The sequence below is a fragment of the Streptomyces sp. NPDC021225 genome (assembly GCF_044332865.1).
Taxonomy (GTDB): Bacteria; Actinomycetota; Actinomycetes; order Streptomycetales; family Streptomycetaceae; genus Streptomyces.
The window spans coordinates 208313-235168 of record NZ_JBIRPV010000013.1; the positions used below are offsets into that span (position 1 = coordinate 208313).

At 71.5% G+C, this 26856-nt stretch carries 23 protein-coding genes; 17 read left to right on the forward strand and 6 right to left on the reverse strand.

All coding sequences use genetic code 11. The features are described from left to right. Positions 1–163 precede the first annotated feature (163 nt). The 4 genes from ACH4S9_RS38925 to ACH4S9_RS38940 all read left to right on the forward strand — a co-directional run bounded on the left by ACH4S9_RS38925 (position 164) and on the right by ACH4S9_RS38940 (position 4516). Complete coding sequence (locus tag ACH4S9_RS38925) at positions 164–1450, forward strand: ABC transporter substrate-binding protein (protein WP_398376413.1); 1287 nt, start codon at positions 164–166, stop codon at positions 1448–1450. Between the two features lie 11 nt (positions 1451–1461). Beyond that, positions 1462–2376, forward strand: a complete 915-nt coding sequence (locus tag ACH4S9_RS38930; protein ID WP_311726801.1) for a sugar ABC transporter permease — start codon at positions 1462–1464, stop codon at positions 2374–2376. Next, the gene (locus ACH4S9_RS38935) at positions 2373–3311 is read left to right on the forward strand and encodes a carbohydrate ABC transporter permease (RefSeq protein ID WP_385344505.1); all 939 of its coding nucleotides are present in this window, start codon (positions 2373–2375) and stop codon (positions 3309–3311) included. Before ACH4S9_RS38930 ends, ACH4S9_RS38935 begins: the two co-directional genes overlap by 4 nt. A 170-nt stretch (positions 3312–3481) precedes the next feature. Further along, positions 3482–4516, forward strand: coding sequence for an NUDIX domain-containing protein (locus ACH4S9_RS38940; protein ID WP_398376416.1), 1035 nt, complete (start codon positions 3482–3484; stop codon positions 4514–4516). A 280-nt stretch (positions 4517–4796) separates the two neighbouring features. Here the strand turns inward: ACH4S9_RS38940 and ACH4S9_RS38945 are convergent, their stop codons facing one another. Beyond that, entirely contained in the window at positions 4797–6215 is a 1419-nt protein-coding gene (locus tag ACH4S9_RS38945; protein WP_398376418.1) for a dipeptidase, read from the reverse strand. Positions 6216–6394: 179 nt separating this feature from the next. Between ACH4S9_RS38945 and ACH4S9_RS38950 the strand changes: the two genes are divergently transcribed. Next, complete coding sequence (locus ACH4S9_RS38950) at positions 6395–7624, forward strand: geranylgeranyl reductase family protein (protein ID WP_311726798.1); 1230 nt, start codon at positions 6395–6397, stop codon at positions 7622–7624. A 27-nt stretch (positions 7625–7651) separates the two neighbouring features. On the opposite strand, the gene ACH4S9_RS38955 is transcribed toward ACH4S9_RS38950, so the two are convergent. After that, positions 7652–8170: a nitroreductase family deazaflavin-dependent oxidoreductase gene (locus ACH4S9_RS38955; protein WP_398376420.1), complete on the reverse strand. Its 519-nt coding sequence runs from the start codon at positions 8168–8170 to the stop codon at positions 7652–7654. A gap of 130 nt (positions 8171–8300) precedes the next feature. Here ACH4S9_RS38955 and ACH4S9_RS38960 point away from each other — a divergent pair, with 130 nt between their 5' ends. Then, positions 8301–8996, forward strand: a complete 696-nt coding sequence (locus ACH4S9_RS38960) for a TetR/AcrR family transcriptional regulator (protein WP_398376422.1) — start codon at positions 8301–8303, stop codon at positions 8994–8996. On the opposite strand, the gene ACH4S9_RS38965 is transcribed toward ACH4S9_RS38960, so the two are convergent. After that, entirely contained in the window at positions 8993–11134 is a 2142-nt protein-coding gene (locus tag ACH4S9_RS38965) for an alpha-galactosidase (protein WP_398376426.1), read from the reverse strand. The two genes, ACH4S9_RS38960 and ACH4S9_RS38965, sit on opposite strands and share 4 nt — an antisense overlap. 179 nt (positions 11135–11313) lie before the next feature. Here ACH4S9_RS38965 and ACH4S9_RS38970 point away from each other — a divergent pair, with 179 nt between their 5' ends. The 7 genes from ACH4S9_RS38970 (at position 11314) to ACH4S9_RS39000 (ending at position 21187) form a co-directional block, all read left to right on the forward strand. Further along, complete coding sequence (locus ACH4S9_RS38970; RefSeq protein WP_311726794.1) at positions 11314–12489, forward strand: ROK family transcriptional regulator; 1176 nt, start codon at positions 11314–11316, stop codon at positions 12487–12489. A gap of 18 nt (positions 12490–12507) precedes the next feature. Beyond that, positions 12508–13821, forward strand: coding sequence for an ABC transporter substrate-binding protein (locus tag ACH4S9_RS38975; RefSeq protein WP_398376428.1), 1314 nt, complete (start codon positions 12508–12510; stop codon positions 13819–13821). 23 nt (positions 13822–13844) lie between these two features. Continuing rightward, complete coding sequence (locus ACH4S9_RS38980) at positions 13845–14768, forward strand: sugar ABC transporter permease (RefSeq protein WP_311726792.1); 924 nt, start codon at positions 13845–13847, stop codon at positions 14766–14768. Continuing rightward, the gene (locus ACH4S9_RS38985; protein ID WP_311726791.1) at positions 14765–15688 is read left to right on the forward strand and encodes a carbohydrate ABC transporter permease; all 924 of its coding nucleotides are present in this window, start codon (positions 14765–14767) and stop codon (positions 15686–15688) included. Before ACH4S9_RS38980 ends, ACH4S9_RS38985 begins: the two co-directional genes overlap by 4 nt. A gap of 53 nt (positions 15689–15741) precedes the next feature. Beyond that, a complete protein-coding gene (locus ACH4S9_RS38990; RefSeq protein ID WP_398376432.1) occupies positions 15742–17538 on the forward strand; it encodes an alpha-galactosidase D in 1797 nt (598 codons plus the stop codon). 89 nt (positions 17539–17627) lie between these two features. Beyond that, the gene (locus tag ACH4S9_RS38995; RefSeq protein ID WP_398376434.1) at positions 17628–19964 is read left to right on the forward strand and encodes a glycosyl hydrolase family 95 catalytic domain-containing protein; all 2337 of its coding nucleotides are present in this window, start codon (positions 17628–17630) and stop codon (positions 19962–19964) included. Continuing rightward, the gene (locus ACH4S9_RS39000) at positions 19961–21187 is read left to right on the forward strand and encodes an SGNH/GDSL hydrolase family protein (RefSeq protein ID WP_398376435.1); all 1227 of its coding nucleotides are present in this window, start codon (positions 19961–19963) and stop codon (positions 21185–21187) included. Before ACH4S9_RS38995 ends, ACH4S9_RS39000 begins: the two co-directional genes overlap by 4 nt. Before the next feature lie 42 nt (positions 21188–21229). Here ACH4S9_RS39000 and ACH4S9_RS39005 read toward each other — a convergent pair whose 3' ends face one another. From ACH4S9_RS39005 to ACH4S9_RS39015, 3 genes are read right to left on the reverse strand one after another with little or no spacing between them, the layout of a single operon-like run. Next, a complete protein-coding gene (locus tag ACH4S9_RS39005; RefSeq protein WP_398376439.1) occupies positions 21230–22099 on the reverse strand; it encodes a biotin-dependent carboxyltransferase family protein in 870 nt (289 codons plus the stop codon). Further along, on the reverse strand, positions 22096–22761 hold the full coding sequence (gene pxpB / locus ACH4S9_RS39010; protein ID WP_385344474.1) for a 5-oxoprolinase subunit PxpB: 666 nt from the start codon (positions 22759–22761) through the stop codon (positions 22096–22098). Before pxpB ends, ACH4S9_RS39005 begins: the two co-directional genes overlap by 4 nt. Further along, positions 22758–23525 carry a 5-oxoprolinase subunit PxpA gene (locus tag ACH4S9_RS39015; protein ID WP_311726785.1) on the reverse strand — a complete coding sequence of 256 codons (768 nt, stop codon included), beginning with the start codon at positions 23523–23525 and terminating at the stop codon, positions 22758–22760. The genes pxpB and ACH4S9_RS39015 overlap by 4 nt, the downstream gene beginning before the upstream one ends. Positions 23526–23641: 116 nt before the next feature. Here ACH4S9_RS39015 and ACH4S9_RS39020 point away from each other — a divergent pair, with 116 nt between their 5' ends. The 4 genes from ACH4S9_RS39020 (at position 23642) to pcp (ending at position 26842) form a co-directional block, all read left to right on the forward strand. After that, positions 23642–24373 carry a GntR family transcriptional regulator gene (locus tag ACH4S9_RS39020; RefSeq protein ID WP_398376444.1) on the forward strand — a complete coding sequence of 244 codons (732 nt, stop codon included), beginning with the start codon at positions 23642–23644 and terminating at the stop codon, positions 24371–24373. 124 nt (positions 24374–24497) lie between these two features. Continuing rightward, positions 24498–25220, forward strand: coding sequence for a DUF969 domain-containing protein (locus ACH4S9_RS39025; RefSeq protein ID WP_311726784.1), 723 nt, complete (start codon positions 24498–24500; stop codon positions 25218–25220). After that, complete coding sequence (locus ACH4S9_RS39030; RefSeq protein ID WP_385344462.1) at positions 25217–26185, forward strand: DUF979 domain-containing protein; 969 nt, start codon at positions 25217–25219, stop codon at positions 26183–26185. Before ACH4S9_RS39025 ends, ACH4S9_RS39030 begins: the two co-directional genes overlap by 4 nt. A gap of 12 nt (positions 26186–26197) precedes the next feature. Next, positions 26198–26842 carry a pyroglutamyl-peptidase I gene (pcp, locus tag ACH4S9_RS39035; RefSeq protein ID WP_311726782.1) on the forward strand — a complete coding sequence of 215 codons (645 nt, stop codon included), beginning with the start codon at positions 26198–26200 and terminating at the stop codon, positions 26840–26842. Positions 26843–26856 lie beyond the last annotated feature (14 nt).

The window sequence follows — 26856 nt, forward strand, 5'->3', positions numbered from 1 at the left end:
TAACTCGCGGTCGTTTACGGTAGACCGTGTTGGAGTCTGTTGGAAGAGAACCGATAACGGTTGTTCGATATCTCGTCATAACTCTTGACTGAGCCCCGCCCGACGGGTGAGATCCACTCACTCGCGTTCGGTTGTGTTTGATTGAACCTCCTTGGAGGGGCACATGGCACAGTCATCGTCAGAACATCGGATCTCCCGTCGCTCTCTGCTCCGGGGCACCATGGTCGGAGCCGGCGCGATCACCCTCCCGACACTGCTCACCGCCTGCGGCGGCGGCCCCGGCAACGAGGTGAAGATCGGTTCCAACGCCTCGGACGCCGTGCCGCGCAAGGCGTTCGACGAGGTGTTCAAGGCCTACGAGAAGAAGTCGGACAAGAAGGTCAAGGTCAACACCGTCAACCACGAGTCCTTCCAGGAGAACATCAACCGGTATCTGAAGGGCACCCCGGACGATGTCTTCATGTGGTTCGCGGGCTATCGCATGCAGTTCTTCGCCCAGCAGGGGCTGCTCGGCGAGATCAGCGACCTCTGGAAGGGCTTCGACGGGTTCTCCGACGCGCTCAAGCAGCAGTCCACCGGCAAGGACGGCAAGCAGTACTTCGTGCCGTACTACTACTACCCCTGGGCGGTCTTCTACCGGAAGAGCGTTTTCCAGCAGCATGGCTACGAGGTCCCCAAGACCTTCGACGAGTACCGCGCGCTCGCCAAGCGGATGGACAAGGACGGCCTGGACGCGATCGCCTTCGGCGACAAGGACGGCTGGCCCGCCATGGGCACCTTCGACTACCTCAATATGCGGGCCAACGGCTACGACTTCCACATCTCCCTGATGGGCGGCAAGGAATCCTGGACCGATCCCAGGGTGAAGCACGTCTTCGACCTGTGGCGCGGTCTGATGCCGTACCACCAGAAGGGGGCCAACGGGCGCACCTGGCAGGAGGCCGCGCAGAGCCTGGCGCAGAAGAAGTCGGGCATGGCCGTCTTCGGCCTTCCGCACCCCGGCCAGCAGTTCCCCGAGGCCGACCGGGACGACCTCGACTTCTTCGCCTTCCCCGAGATCGACTCCGCCTACGGCCAGGACGCGGTCGAGGCGCCGATCGACGGCTTCCTGCTGTCCAAGAAGTCCAAGCGGCAGAAGGAGGGCAAGGAGCTGCTGAAGTACCTCGCCACCCCCGCCGCCGAGGAGATCTATCTCAAGCGGGACCCCAACAACATCGCGGTCAACGACGGCGCGTCCACTTCCTCGTACAACGCGCTCCAGAAGAAGGCCGTGCAGATGGTGGCCGGCGCCAAGCAGATCTCGCAGTTCATGGACCGCGACACCCGCCCCGACTTCGCGTCCCAGGTGATGATCCGGGCCATCCAGCAGTTCATCAACAACCCGGACGACATCGACTCCCTGACGAAGAGCATCGAGTCCCAGAAGAAGACCATCTTCACCAGCGACTAGGAGACCCCGCCGTGCCGTTCACCAGCGCGCGGCGTGCCAGGCGGCGGGGCCCGCGGAAGTTCACCACCCGCGACCTCGCCGTCATCGGCGTGCTGCTGGGCATACCCGTACTGCTCGACCTCACCCTCGTCTGGGGCCCGACCCTCGCCTCCATCGGACTGTCCTTCACCAGCTGGGACGGGATCGGCGACCTCCGCTGGGTCGGCGTCGACAACTACCGCACTCTGTTCACCGACTATCCGCCCTTCTGGCCGGCGGCCCGCAACAACCTGCTGTGGCTGGCCGTTCTGGGCTTCGTCGCGACCCCCTTCGGGCTGCTGCTGGCCGTACTCCTCGACCGGGGCGTCCGGTTCAGCCGCTTCTACCAGTCCACCCTCTACATGCCGGTGGTGCTGTCGCTGGCCATCGTCGGCTTCATCGCCCAGCTGGTCTTCTCCCGCGACCAAGGGGTGCTCAACGCCATCCTCGGCAACGGCGACGACCCGGTGGACTGGCTCGGCGACCCCGACCTCAACATCTGGGTGGTGCTGCTGGCCGCCGCCTGGCGGCACACCGGGTATGTGATGATCCTCTACCTGGCGGGGCTGAAGTCCGTGGACTCCTCGCTCAAGGAGGCCGCGGCCCTCGACGGGGCCAACGAGCGGCAGACCTTCTTCCGGGTCGTGCTGCCCACGCTGCGGCCGGTCAACGTCATCGTCGGCGTCATCACGGTCATCGAGGCGCTGCGCGCCTTCGACATCGTCTACGCCATCAACCACGGCCGCAACGGCCTCGAACTGCTCTCCGTGCTCGTCACGGACAACATCATCGGCGAGGCCAGCCGCATCGGCTTCGGGTCCGCGATCGCCGTCGTCCTGCTCGCCGTGTCCCTGGGATTCATCGTGACCTACCTGGTCCAGGAGTTGCGAGGGGAGAGAAAACGATGAGCAAGGGGATGACCACGGGCACCCGGACCGCACCCGCGCGGAACCCCGTCCCGGCGACGCCCGAGCGGGGCGCGCGCCGCCGGACGCGCCCCGCTCGCCTCGGGCTGCACGCCTTCCTGATGACCGTCTCGCTCGCCTTCCTGGCCCCGCTGCTGCTGGCCGTCTACGCCTCGCTGCGCCCCTACGAGGAGACCTCCGAGTACGGCTATTTCTCGCTGCCCCGCCATCTGTCGTTCGACTACTACAAGCAGGCCTTCACCGACTCGGGGATGAGCAAGTACTTTGTCAACTCGCTCATCATCGCGGTGCCCGGGGTGCTGCTGACGCTGTTCTTCGCCTCCTTTGTCGCCTTCGCCGTCTCCCGGCTGAAGATGCGCGGCGGGCTGGTCCTGCTGATGGTGTTCACGGCCGGGAACCTGCTGCCGCAGCAGGTGATCGTCACCCCGCTGTATGTGCTCTTCACCAAGATCGACCTGCCGTACCGGATGTCGGACTCGATGACGCTGTACGACTCCTACTGGGCGGTGATCGCCGTCCAGATCGCCTTTCAGGTCGGCTTCTGCGTCTTCGTCCTGGCAAACTTCATGCGCACCCTGCCGCTGGAGATTCTGGAGGCGGCGGTGGTGGACGGCGCCGGGGTGTGGACCCAGTACTGGCGGATCACCCTGCCGCTGTGCCGCCCGGCGCTGGCGGCGCTCGGCACGCTCCAGTTCACCTGGATGTACAACGACTTCCTGTGGGGCCTCGTCTTCATCTCGGACGGTGACAAGCTTCCCGTCACTTCCGCGCTCAACAATCTGCGCGGGCAGTTTTTCACGGACTACAACCTGCTCGCTGCGGGCTCGGTCATCGTGGCACTGCCCACCGTGCTGGTCTTTCTGCTCCTCCAGCGCCACTTCATCGCGGGTCTCACGCTCGGCGCGAGCAAGGGCTGAAGGTCATCCAATGAGGGCCCAATGAGGGCCCGCTGAGGGCTTGCGCCACGGTCCGCGGAACCCGCGCCGCCGCCCCGGCGGCGGCGCGATCCGGAGCTCCCCGGCCCCCGCGCGTTTTCGCGACTGGGTGATGCGGGCAACTGACAGGGGGCGATGGAATAGGGGGAAATGTGATCGTCTGGCTGAACGGTGCGTTCGGCGCGGGTAAGACCACCGTGGCCCGCGAGTTGGTGGACTTCTTGCCCGGCAGCACGTTCTACGATCCGGCGCTGGTCGGCGACGGCCTGCGGATGATGCTGCCGCGCAAGCGCCTCGATGAGGTGTCCGACTATCAGGACCTGCCGTCCTGGCGGCGGCTGGTCGTGGATACCGGCGCGGCGCTGATCGCCGAGACCGGTGGCCCGCTCGTGGTGCCGATGACAGTCCTGAGACAGGAGTACCGCGATGAGATCTTCGGCGGCTTCGCGGCTCGTCGCATCCCCGTACGGCATGTGCTGCTGCACACCGACGAAACGATACTGCGCGAACGAATAGCGGAGCGCGAGGCCGTCCCTGGCGACGCGGACGCCATCGAGTCCGTCCGCCGCTGGTGCCTGGACCACCTCGCGCCCTACCGCTCGGCCCTGACCTGGCTCGTCGACGACGCGTATGTCGTGGACACCACCGGGCTCACTCCTTGGCGGACCGCCGAGCACATCGCCGACGCCGTCCGCGAGGGCGCCGGCGGCTGCGACATCGTGCAGACCCCGGAGCCCAGGGCCGAGACCGTGGCGGCCGGGGTCCTGCTGTTCGACGAGGACGACCGGGTGCTGCTCGTCGACCCCACGTACAAGCCCGGCTGGGAGTTCCCCGGCGGGGTCGTGGAGTCCGGCGAGCCGCCCACCCACGCCGGCGTCCGGGAAGTGGTCGAGGAGCTCGGCCTGCGGCCGACCGAGCCGCTGCGGCTGCTGGTCATCGACTGGGAACAGCCCTGTCCACCCGGCTACGGCGGCCTGCGGCTGCTCTTCGACGGCGGGCGGCTGACCACCGAGGCGGCCCGGGACGTACTGCTCCCGGCCTCCGAACTGCGCGGCTGGCGCTTCGTCACGGAGGACGAGGCGGCGGAGCTGTTGCCTCCGGTACGGCTCAGCCGACTGCGGTGGGCCCTGCGGGCGCGCGAGCAGGGGCGCCCTCTGTATCTGGAGGCGGGCACCCCGGCGGGCTGAGCGCCCGGGCACGGGCGCGGCGCCCAGCTCAGTGGCACCGTGCCCGGTTCCGGCCCGGCGCCGGGCCGTGGCCGACCGCGGCAGGGGCCGGGCGCGGGCGTCGGCACGCCGGGCCGGGCGGGCACGACTCAGTCGCGTGACCCGGCCTGGCCCGGCCCGGTCTGTCGGCGCCGGCGGGCGCGCCCCGCCGCGCGGGGCCGTGACGTCGGCTCAGGAGACGCCCGACTCGGGGTGCCACGGGAGCGCCGGGGCTACCGCGTCGTGCCGCGGCGCGGTCTCGTCAAGCCCCGGCAGCCTCTGCCGCGTACGCCCGCAGGAACAGCGTCTCCGCGAGCGAGAGCCGCTCCAACTCCTCCGGCGAGACGCTCTCGTTGACGGCGTGGATCTGCGCGTCCGGCTCGCTCAGCCCGATCAGCAGGATCTCCGCCTCCGGGTACAGCGCGGCGAGCGTGTTGCACAGCGGAATCGAGCCGCCCGCGCCCGCGATCGCCATCTCCTGCCCGTCGTACGCCTCGCCCAGAGCGCGCCGCATCGCCGCGTACGCCGGGCTCGAGGTGTCCGCGCGGAACGGCTGGCCCTGGCCGACCTGCTCGACGGAGACCCGCGCGCCCCAAGGCGCGGCGGCCTCCAGATGGGCGGTCAGCAGCTCGGTCGCCCGGCCCGCGTCCACGCCGGGCGGCACCCGCAGGCTCACCGCCGCCCGCGCGCTCGCCTGCACCGACGGGGTGGCGCCGACGACCGGAGGGGAGTCGATGCCCAGGACGGTGACCGCGGGGCGGGCCCAGATGCGGTCGGCGACCGTGCCGGTGCCGATCAGCTCGACCCCGTCCAGCACCTTGGCGTCCCTGCGGAAGTCCTCTTCCGGGTACTGGAGTCCGTCCCAGGTCTCGTCCGCCGCCAGGCCGGCCACGGTCGTGGTGCCGTCCTCGGCCCGCAGCGAGTTCAGGATGCGGATCAGCGCGGCGAGCGCGTCGGGGGCGGCGCCGCCGAACTGGCCGGAGTGCAGATTGCCCTCCAGGGTGTCCACCTGGATCCGCAGCAGCGTCATGCCGCGCAGCGTGGCGGTGACCGTCGGCAGCCCGACGCGGAAGTTGCCGGTGTCGCCGATGACGATCGCGTCGGCGGCCAGCAGCTCGGGGTGCGCCTCCGCGTACCGCTCCAGGCCGCCGGTGCCCTGTTCCTCCGAGCCCTCCACGATGACCTTCACGTTCACCGGGACCCCGCCGTGCTGCTTGAGCGCGCGCAGCGCGGTGAGGTGCATGATCAAGCCACCTTTGCAGTCGGCGGCGCCGCGCCCGTACCAGCGCCCGTCGCGCTCGGTCAGTTCGAAGGGTGGCGAGATCCACGCGGCCTCGTCCAGCGGCGGCTGGACGTCGTAGTGCGCGTAGAGGAGCACCGTCGGGGCCCCGGCCGGGCCGGGCAGCAGACCGTAGACGGACTGGGTGCCGTCGGGCGTGTCCAGCAGCGCCACATCCGTGAAGCCCTCGGCGCGCAGCGCGTCGGCGACCCACGCCGCGGCGGCCTCGCACTCGCTCCTGGGGAACTGCGCGGGGTCCGCGACCGACTTGAAGGCCACGAGCTCGGCCAGTTCTGTCCTGGCGCGGGGTTGTAGCGCGGCGACGGTGGCGGCGAGGGCCCGGCGGTCGGCCGGGGCGGTGGCCGCCGGGCCTTCGGACCGGGCGTGAGGTGCCTGCTCCATGTGAGGACGCTCCTGTGGGATGCGCGCGATGGCACGAATGTACGACTGTACGGCTTGATGATGTGCTGCCGATCATCCCACAGCGGGGTCACTCCCAGGTGAGCCGTAGGATGCGACGGTGGCCCGCGGCAGTGGCGGCGCAGGGCGATCAGGTCGGTCGAGTGGGAGCGGAAGCACACGTGAGCAGCGACAACGCGGCCCGGAACGGGGCCTCCCCGGCAGAGCCAGCGGACGAGTCGGTTTGGGACGTCGTCGTGGTGGGGGCGGGTCCGGCGGGTGCCTCCGCCGCCTATGCCGCCGCTTGCGCGGGCCGTCGGGTGCTGTTGCTGGAGAAGGCCGAGCTGCCGCGCTACAAGACCTGCGGCGGGGGCATCATCGGACCCACGCGCGATGCGCTGCCGCCCGGCTTCGAGCTGCCGCTGCGCGAGCGCGTGCATGCCGTGACGTTTTCGCTGAACGGCAGGCTGACCCGCACCCGCCGCTCCAAGCAGGCCCTGTTCGGCCTGATCAACCGGCCCGAGTTCGACGCCGGTCTGGTCGAGGCCGCCAAGGACGCGGGCGCCCGGGTGCGCACCGGCACCGCGGTGGCGCGGGTCGAGCAGCACGGCCCGTCCGTGCCCGACCGGCGCACCGTGGCCGTGGTGCTCGCGGACGGCGAGACCGTGCTGGCCCGGGCCGTGGTCGGCGCGGACGGCAGCGCCAGCCGGATAGGCGCCCATGTCGGGGTCAAGCTCGACCAGGTCGACCTCGGTCTCGAGGCGGAGATCCCGGTGCCGCCGACCGTGGCCGAGGACTGGTCGGGCCGGGTGCTCATCGACTGGGGGCCGCTGCCGGGCAGTTACGGCTGGGTCTTCCCCAAGGGCGACACCCTGACGGTGGGGGTGATCTCGGCCCGTGGTGAGGGCGCCGGGACGAAGCGCTATCTCGAGGACTTCATCGCCCGGCTCGGGCTCGCCGGGTTCGAGCCGAGCGTCTCCTCGGGGCATCTGACCCGCTGCCGCTCCGACGACTCGCCGCTCTCCCGCGGCCGGGTGCTGGTGTGCGGGGACGCGGCGGGGCTGCTGGAGCCGTGGACCCGCGAGGGCATCTCCTTCGCGCTGCGCTCGGGGCGGCTCGCGGGGGAGTGGGCGGTGCGGATCGCCGAGGCGCACGACGCGGTCGACGCCCGCCGTCAGGCGCTGAACTACGCCTTCGCGATCAAGGCGGGCCTCGGCGTGGAGATGGGGGTCGGGCGGCGGCTGTACACGGTGTTCGCGCGCCGCCCCGGGATGTTCCACGCGGCGCTCACCGGCTTCCGGCCGGCCTGGCGGGCGTTCACGAAGATCACCCGCGGGACGACCACGCTGGCCGAGATCGTTCGCAGCCATCCGGCGGCGCGGCGGGCGCTGACCGCGTTCGACCGCGGATAGCGCCGCGGCGGACCCGCCGCCGGAGGCTCATGCCCCGGCGGCCGGGGCCCCGGCGGCGGTGACGGCGCTGTCTGTGGCGGCGCCGTCCGTGTTGGCGCCGTCCGTGACGGTGACGCGGAAGACCGGGTGCAGCGGGGAGATCCGCGCCAGCTCGTCGTCCGAGGACTTCGCGGTCACCCCGTCGAAGAAGCTCTTCACCTCCCAGCCCCAGCGGTCGAGGTAGGCGCGCAGCGCCTCGGTCTTCTCCGCGCCCTCCGGCAGCTCGGTGGCGGTGAAGGCGTGAGTGCGGCGCCCGAGCCGCAGCCGGCCGCCGCCCGCCGCACGTATGTTGCGCACCCACTGGGAGGCGCCGCGCGGTGAGACCAGGTAGCGCTCGCCGTCGAGCGACAGCGGATTGACCGGCACACGCCGCCACTCGCCGGACTTCCGGCCGACGACGGACAGCTCGGCGGTGCCGAAGAAGCTCACTCCGCGCCGGGCGAGCCAGGCGATGGTGGCGTTCATGGCGCCGTCGAACCGGCTGGGCTTGATGTGGTGCTCCGGCATGGTGTCCTCCCGTGTTCTCGCGTGAGAGCACTGCTCTCGCTTGAGATCAGTGTGCACGAACCGGTGCGCTGCTGCAAGAGCACTGCTCTCGTTATTGGCCGGTGCTCCATCCGGTGAGACACTGGCTCCCATGAGCGCGATCCGAGGGGCCAGGGAACGGGCCCGTACCGAAGTCACCGCCGCCATCAAGGAAGAGGCGCGCCGCCAGCTGGCCCGGGAGGGCGCGGCCAAGCTGTCGCTGCGCGCCGTCGCCCGCGAGCTCGGCATGGTCTCGTCCGCCCTCTACCGCTACTTCCCGAGCCGCGACGACCTGCTGACCGCCCTCATCGTGGACGCGTACGACACCCTCGGCGCGGCCGCCGAGCAGGCCCTCGCGAAGGCGGACGCCCAGGAGCCCATCGAGCGGTGGGGCGCGGTGTGCCGGGCCGTACGGGAGTGGGCGCTGGCCCATCCGCACGAGTACGCCCTCATCTACGGCTCCCCGGTGCCCGGCTACTCCGCGCCCCAGACCACGGTCGTGCCCGCCTCCCGCGTGGGCCTGGCCCTGCTCGCCATCGTGGGCGAGGCCCACGCCGCGGGTGCTCTGCGCGTCCCCGGGGAGGCCGAGGTGCCCGAGGCGGTGCGGGCCGACGCCCGGGCCCTGGCCCGGACTCTGGGAACCGACCTGCCCGACACGGCACTCGCGGGGTTCATCGCGGCCTGGGCGCAGTTGTTCGGCCTGGTCAGCTTTGAGCTCTTCGGCCAGTTCAACGGCATCGTCGAGGCGCGCGACGAGTTCTTCACACGGTCCGCCGCCGCCCTCGGCCAGGCCGTAGGCCTGCCCTAGAGGCCAGTCGCCTCGTCCGGCACCCGCACCAGATGCAGTGCCGTGCTCGCCCAGCCGCCCGACGGCAGATGGAGGTCGAGGCCGTACCGCGTCAGCACGGTCGCGTGGTGGACCGTGCCGGTCACGGTGTCGCGGTAGCGGGCGCCGGGCACCAGGTCGCGGAGGAGGACGGGGAGGCGAGGGGTGCCGTACCGCGGGCTGCGCCGGTAGCCGAGCAGCAGCAGCTCCGAAGCGTCGTCGGCGAGGTACTGCACGGCCGTGGGCCCTTCGCCGAGCGGCTCGGTGAGCCGGTACTGGCGGCCCCGCTGGACGAGGTGGCGGACCTTCTTGTAGGCCGCCACCAGCTCGGCCGACTCGGCGAGTTCCTCCTCCGACCAGCGGGTCAGGTCGCCGCCGATGCCGAGCAGGCCGGCCATGGCGACGTGGAAGCGGAAGCGCAGCGGCACCGAGTGGCCGGTGAGCTGGTTGGGCACGTCGGTCACCCACGCGGACATCACCCGCGCCGGGTAGACCTGGCTGAACCCGTGCTGGATGACCAGGCGGTCCACCGCGTCGGTGTTGTCGGACACCCACGCCTGGTCGGTGCGGGCGAGGATGCCCAGGTCGACGCGTCCCCCGCCACCGCTACAGGTCTCGATGCGCAGGTGCGGGTGGGCGGCGCGGAGCCGGTCGAGGACGCCGTAGAGGTTGGTGACGTACCGGGTCCACAGCCGGTCGTTGCCGTCGCGGCGGCCGGGCCAGCCCGCCTCGCCGAAGGCGCGATTCATGTCCCACTTGAGGAAGTCGACGCCGTGGTCGGCGACGAGCCGGGTCAGCCAGTCGTGCGCCCAGTCGGCGACGTCGTCGCGGGCGAAGTTGAGCACGAGCTGGTTGCGCAGCTCGGTGCGCTCGCGGCCCGGCACATGCAGCACCCAGTCCGGGTGCGCGCGGTACAGGTCGCTGTCGGGGTTGACCATCTCCGGCTCGACCCAGACGCCGAACCGCATGCCGAGGTCGTGCACCGCCTGTGCGAGCGGGCCGAGGCCGGCCGGGAACCGGTCGGGCGCCGGGGACCAGTCGCCGAGGCCCGCCCGGTCGCTGCGGCGGGCGCCGAACCAGCCGTCGTCCACGACGTACAGCTCGACACCGATCCGCGCGGCGCGCTCGGCCAGCGCCTTCTGGCCGGCCTCGTCGACGTCGAAGCCGGTGGCCTCCCAGGAGTTGTACAGCACGGGGGCCGGTTCGGCGGGGTGCGGCAGGACATGGGTCCGGATGTAGGCGTGCCAGGCGCGGCTCGTCGCTCCGAAGCCGCCCTCGCCGTAGAGGCCGGCGAAGACGGGGGTGGTGAACTCCTCCCCCGGCGCGAGCGGCACGCACGTCCCGTCGTGACCGACGCCGCCCGTGAGGCCGGTACGGCCGTCCGGGGTGCGCTGCGCGGTGACGCGCCAGCTGCCGCTCCAGGCGAGGACGGCGCTCCACACCGGGCCGTGGTCCTCGGTGGCCGTCCCGCCGTCGAGCATGATCCAGGGGTTGGTGTGGTGGCTGGTGATGCCGCGCCGGCTGGTCAGCACGGTCTCGCCGAACGGCAGCGGCTCGCGGCGCAGTTGGGTCTCGGCCGACCACTGGCCGGTGACGTGGCTCAGCCGGTAGCCGGGCAGGGGCGGCAAGGTCCAGGCGGCGGAGTCGGCCCGCAGCAGCTCCAGGGGTTCGTGCCCGGTGTTGTGCAGCACGGTCCAGCGTTCGATCACGTCGGTGTCGTCGCGGACCCGGTAGTGCAGCGCGACCCGCAGCGGACCGTGCCGGTCGCGGAACTCCAGCACGAGTTCGGCGCTGCCGGGCACGTCGGTCAGGACGTGGTGTCCCGTGGGCTGCCATTCGAAACCGCGGGTGCCGTCGGGGTGGCGTACCTGGAGCGACGGTGGGCCGTAGCGGGTGCCGCCGTCGACCGGCAGCTCCTCGCCCACCGGGGGCCGGCCCTCGAAGCTGCTCGGCGGGTCCCCGGTGGGCACGGCCAGCGTGTCCGCCTCCGTCGTGGTCAGCCGGGGTCCCCAGGCGAGGTGGCAGGGCGCGCCGCTGTCGTCGATCCGCAGTGCGTAGGACGTGCGCGGGGTGGTCAGCAGCCAGACGCCGGTGTCCGGGGAGCGGTGGATGAGCGGCATGGAACCTCACGATCAGAGGGTCAGCAAATGCTCAGCAGAGCCAAGCGCTTCCTTCAATAGGGTGTCAACCCACTCGTGATCACCAGACTTTCGAAGGCGCCACCTGCCAAGTGTCGGTCGCCGAAGGAGTTCTGTTTCTTTTATTGACAGCAGAAATTATGGGTCATAGGTTCCCGGCCATGTCGTCGACCTCCCGTGTCGAGGCGTTCCCGGTCAACACGCCGGCCGCCTCCCAGACCTTCACCACGGTCCTGTCCCATGGCCCCCTCACCCGGCTGGAGGTGGCCCGGCGGGCCGGGCTCTCCCCGGCCGCCGTGACCAAGGCCGTCCGCCCGCTGCTGGAGGCCGGCTATCTGCTGGAGGACGCCAACGACGAGGCGCGCCCGGCGCTCGGCCGCCCGGCGAACCTCGTGCGGGTCGACGGCGGGCGGGCCCTGTTCATCGGTCTGAAGGTGACCGGCGACGAGATCATCGGGGTGCTCGCCGACCTGTGCTGCCGCATCCGCGTCGCCCGCCGCGTCCCGCTGCGCGGCCGGGAGCCGGGGCAGGTGCTGGCCGTGGCGGCGGAGCTGGTGCAGGAGCTGCTGACCGAGGCCGACGGTTTCGGGGTGCGGGTCCTGGGGCTCGGCATCGCCGTCTCCGGCGACGTGGACCGGGCCGAGGGGACCGTGCGCTACTCGCCGTTCCTGGAGTGGCGCGACCTGCGGCTGGCCGAACTCGCCGAAATGACCTGTGGGCTGCCGACCACCGTGGACAACGACGTACGCGCCCTCACCGTGGCCGAGCAGTGGTTCGGCGAGGGCGTGGGGCTGTCCGACTTCGCCGTCGTCACCGTCGGCGCCGGCATCGGCTGCGGTCTGGTGGTGCACGGCCGTGTCGTCGCCGGCGCCCACGGCGTCGCGGGCGAGATCGGCCACGTCACGGTGGACCCGGCCGGCCCGCCCTGCCGCTGCGGCAACCGCGGCTGTGTGGAGGCGATCGCGGCGGACTCGGCGATCGTCGCCCAGGTCTGTGAGGTGACCGGCCTCAAGGTCGCCGACATCGCCGAAGCCATCGAACTGGCCCACCGGGGTGACGCCGGCGCCCGCGCCGTCTACGCGAAGGCGGGAGAGGCGATCGGCCGGGGCATCGCCACGGTGGCCAACCTGCTCGGCCCCGAACGCGTGATCATCTCCGGCGAGGGGCTGGCCGCCTACGACCTGTTCGCCGAGCAGATCCGCGAAGCCTTCACCGCGGCGGCCTTCGGCTCCGCCGCCCGGTGCGACGTCCGCACCCGCCCGCTGCCCTTCGAGGAGTGGGCACGCGGCGCTGCCGCCACCGCGATCCAGTCCTTCATCACAGCAGACCCGAACTGACACGCACGAGGAGCAACAATGACGCAGCAGAGCCGCACTCCCCTGGCTGCGCGTGGTCCCGGCCGCCGCAGAGTCGTCGGCAGCATGCTCGGCGTCGGGGCGGCCGCCCTGGCGGCACCGGTCCTCACCGCCTGCGGTGGAGGGGCCGGGGCCGACCCCAAGACGGTCACCTTCGGCTCCAACGGCGCCGACGCCACGCCCAAGTCCGCCTATGCGGCGCTGACCTCGGCTTTCACCAAGGACTCCGGCCTGAAGGTGAAGACGAACTCCGTCGACCACGACACCTTCCAGAAGAGCATCACCAGCTACCTCCAGGGCACCCCGGACGACGTCTTCACCTGGTTCGCCGGCTACCGCATGCAGCACTTCGCCAAGAAAAAGCTGTGCAGCCCGATCGACGACGTCTGGGAGACGATCGGCGGCGGCTTCAGCGAGGCGACCAAGCAGCTGTGCCGCGGCGAGGACGGCAAGTACTACTTCGTGCCGCTGTACAACTACCCGTGGGCCGTGTTCTACCGCCGCAGCCTCTTCGAGGAGCGCGGATACCAGGTCCCGCGCACGTGGGACGAGTTCATCGCCCTGGCCAAGCGGATGAAGCGGGACGGCCTGTCCCCGATCGCCTCCGGCTACGGCGGCGGCGACAGCTGGTCCGTCCTCGGCGCCTTCGACTACCTGAACCTGCGCGCCAACGGCTACGACTTCCACATGCAGCTGATGCGCGGCCAGGTCTCCTGGACCGACAAGCGCACCGCCCGCATCCTCGACCTCTGGCGCGAGCTGACCCCCTACTACCAGAGCAGTGCCGGCGGCCGGTCCTGGCAGGACGCGGCACAGTCCCTGCTCGACAAGAAGTCCGGCATGGCCGTCATCGGTCTGTTCGTCGGCCAGCAGATCACCGACCAGAAGATACGCGGCGACATCGACTTCTTCCCCTTCCCCGAGATCGACGCCGCGCACGGCCAGGACGCCGTCGAGGCGCCCACCGACGGGTTCATGCTCAGCCGCCGGCCCAAGAACGCGGACGGCGCGCGGAAGTTCCTGGAGTTCCTGGGCAGTGCCCGGGCCGAGCAGCAGTACATGGACGTCGACCCGAGCAACCTCGCGGTCAACGAGAAGGCGGACACGTCCTCGTACAACGCGCTCCAGAAGAAGTCCGCCCAGCTCATCGGCTCGGCCCGGCACATCAGCCAGTTCGCCGACCGCGACAGCGACCCCGGGTTCGTCTCCACCGTCCTGCTGCCCGGACTGATCCAGTGGCTCGGCCACCCCGACGACGGCGCCGACACGCTGAAGAAGATCGAGTCGCAGCGCGCGCGTTTCTTCACGGTCTGACCAGGACCGGAAAGGCCCCCACTGTGTCCTCTCCGCCCTCCGCCCCGCACCGGCCCGGCCGCCTGAGCACCGGTGACCGCCTGTTTCTGACCGCGGTCATCGGCATCCCGGTCCTCGCCCTGCTGGTCTTCGTCTGGCTCCCCGCGCTCGCCTCGGTGGCGCTGTCCTTCACCAGCTGGGACGGCATCGACCTCGGTGACATCCGCTGGACCGGGTTCGACAACTACCACCAGATCTTCACCAACTACCCGCCGTTCTGGCCGGCCGTGCGGCACAACGTGATCTGGCTGCTGTTCACCGCGCTGCTGCCGACCCCGTTCGGCATCTTCCTCGCCTACCAGCTCGACAAGAAGATCCGCTTCACCAGGATCTACCAGACCGCGATCTTCCTGCCGATGGTGCTGTCCCTGGCCGTCGTGGGGTTCATCTGGGAGATCATCTACAACCCCGACACCGGACTGCTGAACAGCGCCCTCGGGGCGGCCGGCGCCGGTCACCACATCGACTGGCTCGGCGACCCCGACCTGAACCTGTGGGCCGTCCTGGTCGCCTCCGGCTGGCGGCACACCGGCTACATCATGATCCTCTACCTGGCCGGCCTGAAGAGCTTCGACCCGGCGCTGAAGGAGGCCGCGGCGCTGGACGGGGCCAACGGCCGCCAGACCTTCCTGCGCGTCATCTTCCCGGCGCTGAAACCGGTCAACATCATCATCCTGGTCGTGACGGTGATCGAGTCGCTGCGCGCCTTCGACATCGTCTACGTCCTCGGCGGCGGCGTCGGCAGCAAACCGGGCATGGAACTGCTGTCCCTGCTGATCACGGACAACATCATCGGCGAGTCGGGCCAGGTCGGTTACGGGTCCGCGCTCGCGGTCGTCCTCCTGCTGGTCTCCCTGGCCGCGATCGGCACGTTCCTCGTCCAGACCTTCCGCAAGGAGGACCGGTGACCACCACCGCGGAGCGACGCTCCACCCGGGCGCCGGCGGCCCGCCGCCCCGGACCGGCGGGGCCGACGCGCCCCCGCCGCGACACCGGCCGCCACCTGCTGCTCGCGGGTGTCTCGCTGCTGTGGCTGATCCCGCTGCTCTGGGCCGTCTACACGTCCTTCAGGTCGTACGGCGACACCGCCCGCCACGGCTACTTCTCCTGGCCGCACGGCGTCAGCCTGGAGAACTACGCCGACGCCTGGACCCAGTCCGGCATGCCGCACTTCCTCCTCAACTCGCTCCTCATCACCGTCCCTTCGGTGCTGGGCACCCTGCTGTTCTCCGCGGCCGTCGCCTTCTTCGTCTCCCGTTTCGGCTTCCGCTTCAACCTGGCGCTGCTGATGCTGTTCACCGCGGGCAACCTGCTGCCCGCCCAGGTGCTCATCACCCCGCTGTACCGGCTGTACCTGCTGATCCCGCTGCCCCCGTGGATGAGCGACTCCCTGCTGCTGTACAACTCGGCCTGGGGCGTCATCGCCATCCACATCGCCTACCAGTGCGGCTTCTGCACGTTCGTCCTCAGCAACTACATGAAGACGATCCCCAAGGAGATCTCCGAGGCCGCCGTCGTCGACGGCGCGCAGGTGTGGCGCCAGTTCTTCCAGGTCATCCTGCCGCTGTGCCGCCCGGCCTTCGCCGCGCTGGCGACGCTGGAGTCGATCTGGATCTACAACGACTTCTTCTGGCCGCTCACCCTCATCGAGACCGGCGACAAGCGGCCCATCACCTCGGCGCTGGCCAACCTCCAGGGCCAGTACTTCACCAACCCGAACCTGATCGCGGCCGGCGCCCTGCTGACCGCGATCCCCACCCTGCTGGTCTACTTCGCGCTCCAGCGCCAGTTCATCAGCGGCCTCACCATCGGCTCGGGCAAGGGCTGAGCCGCCCCGCGCACCACCCCCTGTCGCATCCCCATCCCCAGGAGGTACGACCCATGCGGTCACCCTCGTACTCCGTGCTGCGCACGCGCGCCCCGAGGTTCCTGGCGGTCCTCGCCATGGCCGCGGGGGCCCTGGCCGCCGTACCGCCGGCCCAGGCGGACACCGCCGCGCCGACGCCCGCCGCCAAGCCCTACATGGGCTGGACGAGCTGGAGCATGCAGTCGTCCAAGTACCCCGGGCTCAACCCCGACGGCGACTACAGCTACCTCACCGAGGCCAACGTCCTGAAGCAGACCGACGCGCTCGCCGCGAAGCTGAAGAAGTACGGCTACGAATACGTCAACATCGACGCCGGCTGGTGGCGTGACAAGGCCTGGACGCCGCACTTCGACCGGTACGCCCGCCAGCAGGCCGACCCGGTCCGCTTCCCCCGCGGGATGAAGGCCGTCGCCGACCACATCCACGCCAAGGGGCTCAAGGCGGGCATCTACCTGCCGGTCGGCCTGGAGAAGGAGGCGTACGACAGAGGCGCCGCGCCCATCTGGAACGCGCCCGGCTGCACCACCGCCGACCTCGTCTACGCCGACCTGCGCACCACCAACGGCTGGGACAGCGCCTACAAGCTCGACTTCGCCAAGCCCTGCGCCCAGAAGTACATCGACTCCCAGGCGCAGCTGTTCGCCGACTGGGGCTACGACTTCCTCAAGCTCGACGGTGTCGGCCCCGGTTCCTTCAAGAGCGGCGAGAACTACGACAACGTCGCCGACGTCGCCGCCTGGCAGCAGGCCATCGCGGCCACCGGCCGGCCGATCCACCTGGAGATCTCCTGGTCCCTGGACTACGGGCACGTCGCCGACTGGAAGAAGTACACCAACGGCTGGCGCATCGACACCGACGTCGAGTGCTACTGCAACACCCTGGTCAGCTGGGAGAACTCCGTCGACGACCGGTTCGACGACGCCCCGGCCTGGGCCCGGCACGCCGGCCCCGGCGGCTGGAACGACCTCGACTCCCTCAACGTCGGCAACGGTGCGATGGACGGCCTGACCAAGGCCGAGCGGCAGACCTATGCCACCCTCTGGGCCATCTCCAAGTCCCCGCTGTACACGGGTGACGACCTCACCCGGCTGGACTCCTACGGCCTGTCCCTGCTGACCAACACCGAGGTCATCGCCGTCGACCAGAGCGACGCCCCGCCCGCCGTGCCCGTCACCCCCTCCGACCGGCAGCAGGTGTGGGCCGCGAAGAACCCCGACGGCACCTTCACCGTCGCCCTGTTCAACCTCGCCGACGCGCCCGCCGCGGTGACCGCCGACTTCTCCACGCTCGGCTTCACCGGCAAGGCCGCGGTGCGCGACCTGTGGAACCACGAGAACCTCGGCACCTACCGGGACCGGATCACCCAGGCCCTGCCCGCCCATGGCTCCCGCCTGTTCAAGGTCACCCCGCGCGGCCAGGCCGTCACCTGGTCCGGCGTCGAGGCCGAGGACCCCGCCAACACCCACGCCGGCAACGCCTCCGTCGCCGACTGCTCCGCCTGCTCCGGCGGCAAGAAGGTTGGCAACCTCTACCAGGGCGGTCGGCTGACCTTCAACGACGTCGTCGTCGCCAAGGCCGGCACCTACCAGATCAAGGTCTCCTACATCAGCGGTGACGCCCGCTCCGCCCTGGTCTCCGCCAACGGCAACGGCTCCACCAGCCACAAGTTCCCCTCCACCGGCGACTGGTCCACGGTCAACACCGTCCACGTCCCGGTGAGCCTCAAGGCCGGTGCCAACACCCTGACCTTCGACAGCGGTTCCGGCTACGCGCCGGACATCGACCGGATCGACGTACCGAAGTCCTCCTGACCCCCCGGGGCCCGGCCGGGCGGCCGGGCCCCGCTCAGACTTCTGGAGCCGCCATGACCCCTCACCCGACCGATCCCAACAGACGGTCCATGCTCTCTCTCGCCGCGACGGCCGGTCTCACCGCCGCCCTCGGCGGTCTGCCCGCGTTCACCGCCTCCGCCGAACCCCGGCGCCCCGCGACCGCGCCCGCACCGAGCGGTGCGCACGACCAGCTCTGGTGGCGGGCCCCCGGCGACGAGCACTCCCTGATCGAGCAGGGGCTGCCGGTCGGCAACGGCCGCTTCGGCGCCCTCGCGAGCAACGACCCCGGCCGTGAACTGCTCCTCGTCACCGACGCCACGATGTGGACCGGCGGCCTCAACGACACGCTCGACGGCGACGGCCAGTTCCCGTACGGCCGCGCCGACTTCGGTTCGCTCACCCTGCTGGCCCGGCTCACGGTGGACCTCCCCGACCACGACCTGTCCGACGTGAACGGCTACCGCCGCACCCTCGATCTCGCCCAGGGCCTGGTCACCACCAGCTACGTCCGCTCCGGCGTGACGTACCGCCGGCAGGTCTTCGCCAGCCGCCCCGACGACGCGATCGTCCTGCACTTCACCCAGAGCGGCGGCGGCCGCCACACCGGCACCGTCACCCTGGAGGGCACGCACGGCGAGGAGCCGGCCGGCGCCGAGTCCTTCGGCGCCACGCTGCCCAACGGCCTGCGCTACGGGGCGGCGGTCACGGCGTACGGCAGCGGCGGCCGGGTCCGGGTGAAGGGACGGCGCATCGAGTTCTCCGGCTGCACGGACCTCACCGTCGTCCTCAGCGGCGGCACGAACTACGCGCCCGACGCCGACAGCGGGTACCGCGACCCCGCCCTCGACCCCGAGGCGCTGGCCCGCACCAAGGTCGCCGCCGCGGCCCGGCACCCGGCCGGCACCCTGCTGCGCACCCACGTCGCCGACTACCGACCGCTGTACGAGCAGCTGAGCCTCTCGCTCGGCACGTCGACCGACGCGCAACGCTCCCTGGACACCTGGGGGAGGCTCACGGCACGGGCCCGCGACGGCGCCCCCGACCCGGAGCTGGAGGCGCAGTACCTCCAGTACGGCCGCTACCTGATGATCTCCGGCTCGCGCGGCAGCCTCCCGCTGGCCTTGCAGGGCCTGTGGCTGGACGGCAACGACCCGGACTGGATGGGCGACTACCACACCGACATCAACATCCAGATGAACTACTGGATGGCCGACCGGGCGGGCCTGTCGCAGTGCTTCGACGCCTTCGCGGACTACTGCCTCGCCCAGCTGCCCTCGTGGACCGACCTGACCCGCCTCCTGTTCAACGACCCGCGCAACCGGTACCGCAACTCCACCGGGAAGGTCGCCGGCTGGACGGTCGCCATCTCCACCAACCCCTACGGCGGGGGCGGCTGGTGGTGGCATCCCGCGGGCAACGCCTGGCTGAGCAACAGCCTGTACGAGCACTACGAGTACAGCGGGTCGCGGGGATACCTGGCGAAGATCTACCCGCTGCTCAAGGGCGCCTGCGCCTTCTGGGAGGCCCGGCTGCTCACCATCGCCGCGCCGGACGGCTCGGGCGAGGTGCTGATCGCCGACAGCGACTGGTCGCCCGAGCACGGCCCGCTGGACGCCAAGGGCATCACCTACGCCCAGGAGCTGGTGTGGGCCCTGTTCGGCAACTACGCCGAGGCGGCCGCCGTACTCGGCAAGGACGCCGGCTACGCACGGACCGTGACCGGTCTGCGGGACCGGCTGTACCTGCCGCGGGTGAGCCCGACGACGGGCTGGCTGGAGGAGTGGATGTCGCCCGACAACCTCGGCGAGACCACCCACCGCCATCTCTCGCCGCTCGTCGGTCTCTTCCCCGGCGACCGCATCCGCCCCGACGGCTCCACCCCGAAGGAGATCGTCGACGGCGCCCGCGCGCTGCTCACCGCGCGCGGGACGAAGAGCTTCGGCTGGGCGAACGCCTGGCGGGCGCTGTGCTGGGCGCGCCTGAAGAACGCGGACAAGGCCTACCAGCTCGTCGCCGACAACCTGCTTCCGTCGTCCGACGGAAGCAACGGCACGGCGTTCAACCTGTTCGACATCTACGAGGTCGAGCGGGGACGCGGCATCTTCCAGATCGACGCCAACTTCGGCACACCCGCCGCGATGATCGAGATGCTGCTGTACTCGCGCCCCGGACACATCGAGCTGCTGCCGGCGCTGCCCGGCGCCTGGGCCGCGTCCGGCTCGGTTGCCGGCGTGCCGGTGCGCGGCGGGTTCGTGGTGGACCTGCGCTGGCGGGAGGGCACACCGACCGAGGTGCGCGTCCGCAGCGTCGGCGGCCGTACCACCACGGTGGTGTTCGGCGGGGCGTCGCGGCCGGTGACGCTGGCGCCGGGCGAGTCGGTCACGCTGAAGGGGTTCACCCGATGAGGGCCGGACGGGGCCGGGGGTGCGTGCTGGTGGCCCTGGCGTTCGCCGCCCTGGCCGTTCAGGCCGTCCCGGCGACGGCCCGGGCCGCGCCGGCCGGGAGCGAGGTCGTGACCTGGGGAGCCAGTGCCGACCGCTTGGGGGAGGGTGTGCCGGACCGCGCGTACCGGCTCGTCGTCCACACCAGCGTCGGCGGGAGTGACCTGCGCGTCAGGCTCTCCAACGCCTTCGGGGACCGGCCGGTGACGTTCGACAGCGTCTACGCGGGCGTCCAGGAGGCTGGGGCCGGCCTGGTGCGCGGCAGCAACCGGCAGCTGGTCTTCGGCGGCGCGCGGTCCGTCACCGTCCCGGCCGGTGCGACCGTCACCAGCGACCCGCTGCCGGGCCGGGTGGCCGCCGGGACCAACCTGGTGGTCAGCGTGCACAGCCCGGACGCGGCCGGCCCGGCGACCGGACACGGCATGAGCATGCAGACCTCGTATGTCTCCCAGGGCGATCACACCGCCGAGGACTCCCCGGCGAACTGGGGCGGCACCATCGGCTCCTGGTTCTACCTGGACGCCGTGACGGTCCGGGCGTCCCCGGGAACGGGAGCCGTGGCGGCCCTCGGCGACTCGATCACCGACGGCTGGCAGTCCAGCACGGACCTCAACCGCCGCTGGCCCGACTACCTCGCGCGCCGGCTCCGGCAATCCACCACCACGACGGTCAAGGGCGTGGCCAACGAGGGGATCTCCGGCAACAAGGTGCTGGCCGACGGCGCCGGGCAGAGTGCACTGCACCGGCTCGACCGGGACGTGCTGTCCCACCCCGGCGTGTGCACGGTGTTCCTCTTCGAGGGCGTCAACGACATCAAGGCGCACACCGGCGTGACCGCCCAGGACATGATCGCCGGCTACCGGGAGGTCGTCCGGCGGGCGCACGCGGCCGGGAAGCGCGTGGTGGGCGCTACGGTCGGGCCGTTCAAGGGCTGGTCGGAGTGGGATCCGGAGGCCGAGGCCGTGCGTCAGGAGGTCAACGCGTTCATCCGGGACAGCGGTGTGTTCGACGCGGTCACCGACTTCGACCGGGCCCTGCGCAGTCCGTACGACCACGAGCGCATCCTGCCGTTCTTCGACGGCGGCGACCATCTGCACCCGAACGACAAGGGCATGCAGGCCATGGCCGACGCGGTGGACCTGAACAGCCTCGACTGCTCCGCGTCTTCGGCGTCGGCGAAGCTCTGACCCAGGACACCGGCCCGGCCTCCGGTCTCCGCTACCGGGCGTCTACCGGGGCCTCCGCGGTACGAAGCGCACCGCCGTGCCCGGGACGGCCTGGGCGGCCGCGGCCAGATGGGGCTCGGGGACGACGCCGACGACCGGGTAGCCGCCGGTCGTCGGATGGTCGGCCAGGAACAGCACCGGGAGGCCGTCCGGCGGGACCTGGAGCGAGCCCAGAGCCATGCCCTCGCTGGGCAGCTCGCCGTCCCTCGCGCGCTCCAGCGCGGGGCCCTCGGTCCGCAGCCCGATCCGGTTGCTCGCGGCCGACACCCGGAACGCGCCGGTGGCCAGGGTGCGCAGCGCCCGGGGCGTGAACCAGTCGTCGCGCGGGCCGAGTACGACCGGCAGCACCAGCTCGCGCGGCGGCGCCGGGCAGAACGCGGCGCCCACGGCGGGCGCCGGGCCGTACGGCGCGCCCAGCCGCAGCACCGCGCCGTCGGCGAGCGGGGGCGGACCGAGACCGGAGAGCACATCCGTGGAACGGCTGCCGAGCACCGGCTCGGCCGCCACGCCGCCGTCGAACGCCAGATAGCCGCGCACGCCATGGGTGGCCGCCGCGACCTCCACCAGCGCGCCCGCCCGTACGCGCACGGGCGCGCCCCACGCGGCCGGGCGGCCGTCCACGGTGACCGGGCAGGGCGCGCCCACGACCGCCACCGTCGCCGCGCGGCGGAGCCGCACGGCACAGCCGGTGAGCGTGGTCTCCAGGGCCGCGGCCCCCTCGGGGTTGCCCACCAGGCGGTTGGCGAGCCGCAGGGCGGGCTCGTCGAGCGCCCCGGAGCGCACCACTCCGAGGTGGGCGTGGCCGGCCCGGCCGAGGTCCTGGACGGTGGTCAGCGCGCCGGCCCGCACCACGACGAAGGCGCTGTCCGTCATGCGGAGGTCTCTTCTCGTAGGGGCCGTTGCGGTATGAAGCGCACGCGCGTGCCGGGGGACAGCAGCGCGGCCGGGTCGCGCGCGGTGTCCCACAGCACCGCGTCCGTGATGCCGATCAGCTGCCAGCCGCCGGGGGAGGAGCGCGGATAGACGCCGGTGTACGGGCCCGCGAGGGCGACCGAACCAGCCGGGACCCTGGTCCTCGGGGTGGCGCGGCGCGGCACCCGGCAGCGCTCCGGCAGGCCGGTCAGATAGCCGAAACCGGGGGCGAAGCCGCAGAAGGCGACGTGGAATTCGGTGCCCGAGTGGATGCGCGCGACCTCCTGCGGGGCGACCCCCCACAGCTCGGCGACATCGGCCAGGTCCGGGCCGTCGTAGCGCACCGGGATCTCGACGGTGGCGCCGTGGCCGTCGGCCGACGGCGGGATGTCCCACCGCGCCACCTCGGCCGCGAGGCGGCGCGGGTCGGCCACTCCGTCCAGCAGCACCGTGCGCGCGGCGGGCACGATCTCCCGCACCGCGGGCAGCGTCCGGGCCTCGGCGCGGCGCAGCAGCTCGGCGTGCAGGGCCAGGGCGGCCTCGCCGGTGTCCACTTCCAGGAGCAGCGCGTGGTCCCCCACCGGCAGCCCGCGCACCCGGACCCGTCCGCCGGGGCCGGTCATGCGAACGGCTCCACGCGCACGCCCGCGGCCTCCAGTTCGGCCCGGACCCGGCGGGCGATGTCGGCGGCCCCGGGGGTGTCGCCGTGTACGCACAGGGACCGCACGTCCACCTCGACCGGCTCGCCGTCGATCGAGGTCACCGACCTGTCGCGGGCGAAGTTGAGGGAGCGCTTGACCACGGTGCCCGGGTCGGCGATCACGGCTCCGGGCTCGCCGCGCGGGACCAGCGTCCCGGCCGCGGTGTAGGCGCGGTCGGCGAAGCCCTCGCTCACCACCGGCAGTCCGGCCGCGCCGGCCGCCTCGTGCAGCCGGGAGCCGGGCAGCCCCAGGACGGGCAGCGGGGCGTCGGCGGCCAGCAGCGCGCCCTCGACGACGGCGGCGGCCTGCGCCGCGTCGTATACGCAGCGGTTGTACAGCGCGCCGTGCGGTTTGACGTAGACCACGTCCGCCCCCGCGGACCGGGCGAACACCCGCAGCGCTCCGATCTGGTAGGCGATCTCGTCGGTCAGCTCGCGCGGCGGCACATCCATGGTGCGCCGGCCGAAGCCGGCCAGGTCCCGGTAGGAGACCTGGGCGCCGATGCGCACACCGCGCTCGGCGGCCAGCTCGCACACCCGGCGCATGGTCGAGGGGTCGCCGGCGTGGTAGCCACAGGCCACGTTGGCGCTGGTGACGACGGACAGCAGGGCGTCGTCGTCGGTGAGCTGCCAGCGGCCGAAGCCCTCGCCGAGGTCGGCGTTGAGATCGATGGTGAGGTCCGCCATGGCATGACAAGGTAGGGGATCGTTGAACGATCCGACAAGAAGAATGTTGTTCCGGTGCGGGTTCTGGGATTGACTTCTCGCCATACGGGATTCAGGAGCAGTGAAGGGGAGCAAGGGTGAAAAACGGGGCGGAACGGCTGATTGTGGAGACCTCCGCGCCGGCCGGGCCGGCCGGGCTGGAGGGCGACCGGGCGCTGCTGGGGCGGACGAGCACCGTCGAGCGCGTCGCGGACGTCCTGCGCGACCGCATCGCCGAAGGGTTCTTCCCGCCCGGCACCCGGCTGTCCGAGGACAGCGTCAAAGCGTCGCTCGGTGTCTCGCGCAACACCCTCAGAGAGGCGTACCGGCTGCTCACCCACGAGCGGCTGCTGGTGCACGAACTCAACCGCGGCGTGTTCGTGCGCGTGGTGACGGTGGACGACCTGACCGACATCTTCCGGGTGCGCACGATGGTGGAGTGCGGCGCGGTACGCGGCCTCGGAGCGCCGCCGTACCCGCTGGAGGCGGTCGAGTCGGCCGTCGTGGCGGGGGAGCACGCCGCGCGGGAGCGGGCCTGGCGGGACCTCTCCACCGCCAACATCCGCTTCCACCAGGGGATCGTGGCCCTCGCGGGCAGCCCCCGCGCGGATGAGCTGATGCGCGGCGTACTGGCCGAACTCCGCCTCGTCTTCCATGTCATGGACGACCCGCGCCGCTTCCACGCGCCGTATCTGATCCGCAACCGGCACATCCTGGAGGTGCTCCAGTCCGGGGACGCCCCCGAGGCCGAGCGGCTGCTCGCCGCCTATCTCAACGACTCCCGGCTCCAGTTGGCCGAGGCCTACGCCCAGCGGGTTTCCGAGCCGTAAACGATCCGGGCGCCGGGGAACAGGCGCATATCGACGTCTTGTCGGATCGTTCAACGATCCCCTAGCCTCCGATGCACTCTTCCTCACGGCTTCCGTGAGGTCCTGCTCACGGAAGGCGGGACCAATGATCGTTCTCCTCGGAGTCCTGGTGGTGGTCCTCGGATTCGCCACCCGCCGCAATCCGTTACTGGTGGTGGGAGTCTCCGGCATCGTCACCGGGCTGCTGGGCGAACTCTCGCCCCGGGAGGTTCTCGCGGCCTTCGGCAACGGCTTCGCCTCCAGCCGCTCGGTGACGATCTTCGTCATCACCCTCCCGGTCATCGGCCTCCTGGAGCGCAACGGCCTCCAGGAACAGGCCCGCACCCTCATCGGCCGGCTCGGCAAACTCACCGCCGGCCGCTTCCTCGCCCTCTACCTGGGGCTCCGTCAGGTCACCGCGGCCTTCGGCCTCACCAGCGTCGGCGGGCCCGCGCAGAGCGTGCGGCCCATGGTCGCGCCGATGGCCGAGGGGGCCGCCGAGCGCCGCCACGGCCCGCTGCCGGAGCGGATGCGCGAGCGCGTCCGCTCGTATGCCGCGAGCGCCGACACCGTCGGACTGTTCTTCGGCGAGGACTGCTTCCTCGCCATCGGCTCGATCCTGCTCATCACCGGCTTCGTCAACACCACCTACGACACCCACCTCGAGCCGCTTCAGCTGGCCCTGTGGGCCATCCCGACCGCCGTGTGCGCCTTCCTCATCCACGGCGCCCGGCTGCTGCGCCTGGACCGCACCCTGGACCGCGAACTGACGGCCGCGGCCGCCCGCTCCGCCGCGCCCGGCGACCGCACCTCGGAGGACGCGAAGTGATCAAGGTCGAGTGGTTCTACTGGCTGGTCGGCGCCGTCTTCCTCGCCATGGCCGCACAGATGGCGGTCGACCGCAGCAACCCCAAGCGCCTCGGCTCCGCGGCCTTCTGGGGCCTGCTGGGCGCCTGCTTCCTCTACAGCACCTGGGTGGTGCGCGGGCAGGCCCCGGCCGAGCCGCTGGGGGTCGCCGTGCTGGCCATGGCCTGCCTGGCCGGCTTCGGCCGCACCGGGCGCGGCACCCCGCGCACCACCACCGCCGAGCAGCGCACCGCCCTGGCCGCGCGGCTGCGCGGCAGGCTGTTCGTCCCCGCCCTCACCATTCCGCTCGTCGCGGTCGTCTGCGCCTCCGCCCTCAAGCACTGGCACGTGGGCGGCGAGCCGGTGCTCGAGCCGGGCAGCGAGACCGTCCTCGGCCTCGGATTCGGCGCCGTCGCCGGGCTCGCGGTCGCCATGTTCGTGGTCCGCGAGCGCAACCCCGCCGTGTCGCTGCACGCCGGGCGCGGTCTGCTGGAGTCCATGGGCTGGGCACTGCTGCTGCCCCAGCTGCTGGCCGTGCTCGGCTCGATCTTCCAGGTGGCCGGGGTCGGCACCCAGGTCGGCAAGATCACCGAACAACTGCTGCCGGACGGTCAGAAGTATGTGGCCGTGGCCGTCTACTGCGTCGGCATGGCCGTGTTCACCACGATCATGGGCAACGCCTTCGCCGCGTTCCCCGTGATGACCGCCGCCGTCGGCTGGCCCGTGCTCATCCAGCAGATGCACGGCGAACCGGCGGTCGTCCTCGCCGTCGGGATGCTGGCCGGCTTCTGCGGAACCCTTGTGACGCCCATGGCCGCCAACTACAACATCGTCCCCGCCGCGCTGCTCGAACTGAAGGACCAGTACGGGCCCATCAAGGCCCAGATCCCCACCGCCGGGGCGCTGCTGGCCTGCAACATCGTCATCATCTCGCTCTTCGCCTTCTGAGGGGGCCTCCCTGTGACCCGCGTGCTCCTCACCGGCTTCGAGCCCTTCGGCGGCGAGGACGTCAACCCGTCCTGGCAGGCCGTCTCGCTGGTCGCCGCCGGGCCCCCGCCCGGCATCCAGGTCACCGCCGCCCGGCTGAGCTGCGTCTTCGGCACGGCGCTCGAGGAGCTGGCCGCCGCGGTGGAGGCGGCCGACCCCGACCTGGTGCTGTGCGTCGGGCAGGCCGGGGGCCGCACCGGCATCAGCGTCGAGCGCGTCGCGGTCAACGTCGACGACGCCCGGATCCCCGACAACGCCGGCCGGCAGCCCGTCGACGAGCCGGTGGTCCCGGGCGGCCCCGCCGCCTACTTCGCCGCCCTGCCCGTCAAGGCCTGCGTCGCGGCGGTGCGGGCGGCCGGAATTCCCGCCTCCGTGTCCCAGACGGCCGGAACCTTCGTCTGCAACCACGTCTTCTACGGGCTCGCCCATCTGATCGCCACCCGCAGGCCCGCCCTGCGCGGCGGATTCGTCCATGTCCCGTACGCCCCCGAACAGGTCGTGGACCGGGCCGAGCCCTCGCTGCCCGCCGACACGGTGGCGCACGCCCTGCGGGCCATCGTCACCACGGCCGTGACCACCCGCGAAGACCTCCGCGTCCCCGAGGGAGCCACCCATTGAACGGCCCGCCCGAG

Excerpts from the sequence above, each read along its gene's own strand:
- ACH4S9_RS38925 (WP_398376413.1), top strand. The coding sequence starts at position 164 with ATGGCACAGTCATCGTCAGAACATCGGATCTCCCGTCGCTCTCTGCTC.
- ACH4S9_RS38935 (WP_385344505.1), top strand. The coding sequence starts at position 2,373 with ATGAGCAAGGGGATGACCACGGGCACCCGGACCGCACCCGCGCGGAAC.
- ACH4S9_RS38945 (WP_398376418.1), bottom strand. The coding sequence starts at position 6,215 with ATGGAGCAGGCACCTCACGCCCGGTCCGAAGGCCCGGCGGCCACCGCC.
- ACH4S9_RS38955 (WP_398376420.1), bottom strand. The coding sequence starts at position 8,170 with ATGCCGGAGCACCACATCAAGCCCAGCCGGTTCGACGGCGCCATGAAC.
- ACH4S9_RS38960 (WP_398376422.1), top strand. The coding sequence starts at position 8,301 with ATGAGCGCGATCCGAGGGGCCAGGGAACGGGCCCGTACCGAAGTCACC.
- ACH4S9_RS38965 (WP_398376426.1), bottom strand. The coding sequence starts at position 11,134 with ATGCCGCTCATCCACCGCTCCCCGGACACCGGCGTCTGGCTGCTGACC.
- ACH4S9_RS38970 (WP_311726794.1), top strand. The coding sequence starts at position 11,314 with ATGTCGTCGACCTCCCGTGTCGAGGCGTTCCCGGTCAACACGCCGGCC.
- ACH4S9_RS38975 (WP_398376428.1), top strand. The coding sequence starts at position 12,508 with ATGACGCAGCAGAGCCGCACTCCCCTGGCTGCGCGTGGTCCCGGCCGC.
- ACH4S9_RS38990 (WP_398376432.1), top strand. The coding sequence starts at position 15,742 with ATGCGGTCACCCTCGTACTCCGTGCTGCGCACGCGCGCCCCGAGGTTC.
- ACH4S9_RS38995 (WP_398376434.1), top strand. The coding sequence starts at position 17,628 with ATGCTCTCTCTCGCCGCGACGGCCGGTCTCACCGCCGCCCTCGGCGGT.
- ACH4S9_RS39000 (WP_398376435.1), top strand. The coding sequence starts at position 19,961 with ATGAGGGCCGGACGGGGCCGGGGGTGCGTGCTGGTGGCCCTGGCGTTC.
- ACH4S9_RS39005 (WP_398376439.1), bottom strand. The coding sequence starts at position 22,099 with ATGACGGACAGCGCCTTCGTCGTGGTGCGGGCCGGCGCGCTGACCACC.
- pxpB (WP_385344474.1), bottom strand. The coding sequence starts at position 22,761 with ATGACCGGCCCCGGCGGACGGGTCCGGGTGCGCGGGCTGCCGGTGGGG.
- ACH4S9_RS39015 (WP_311726785.1), bottom strand. The coding sequence starts at position 23,525 with ATGGCGGACCTCACCATCGATCTCAACGCCGACCTCGGCGAGGGCTTC.
- ACH4S9_RS39025 (WP_311726784.1), top strand. The coding sequence starts at position 24,498 with ATGATCGTTCTCCTCGGAGTCCTGGTGGTGGTCCTCGGATTCGCCACC.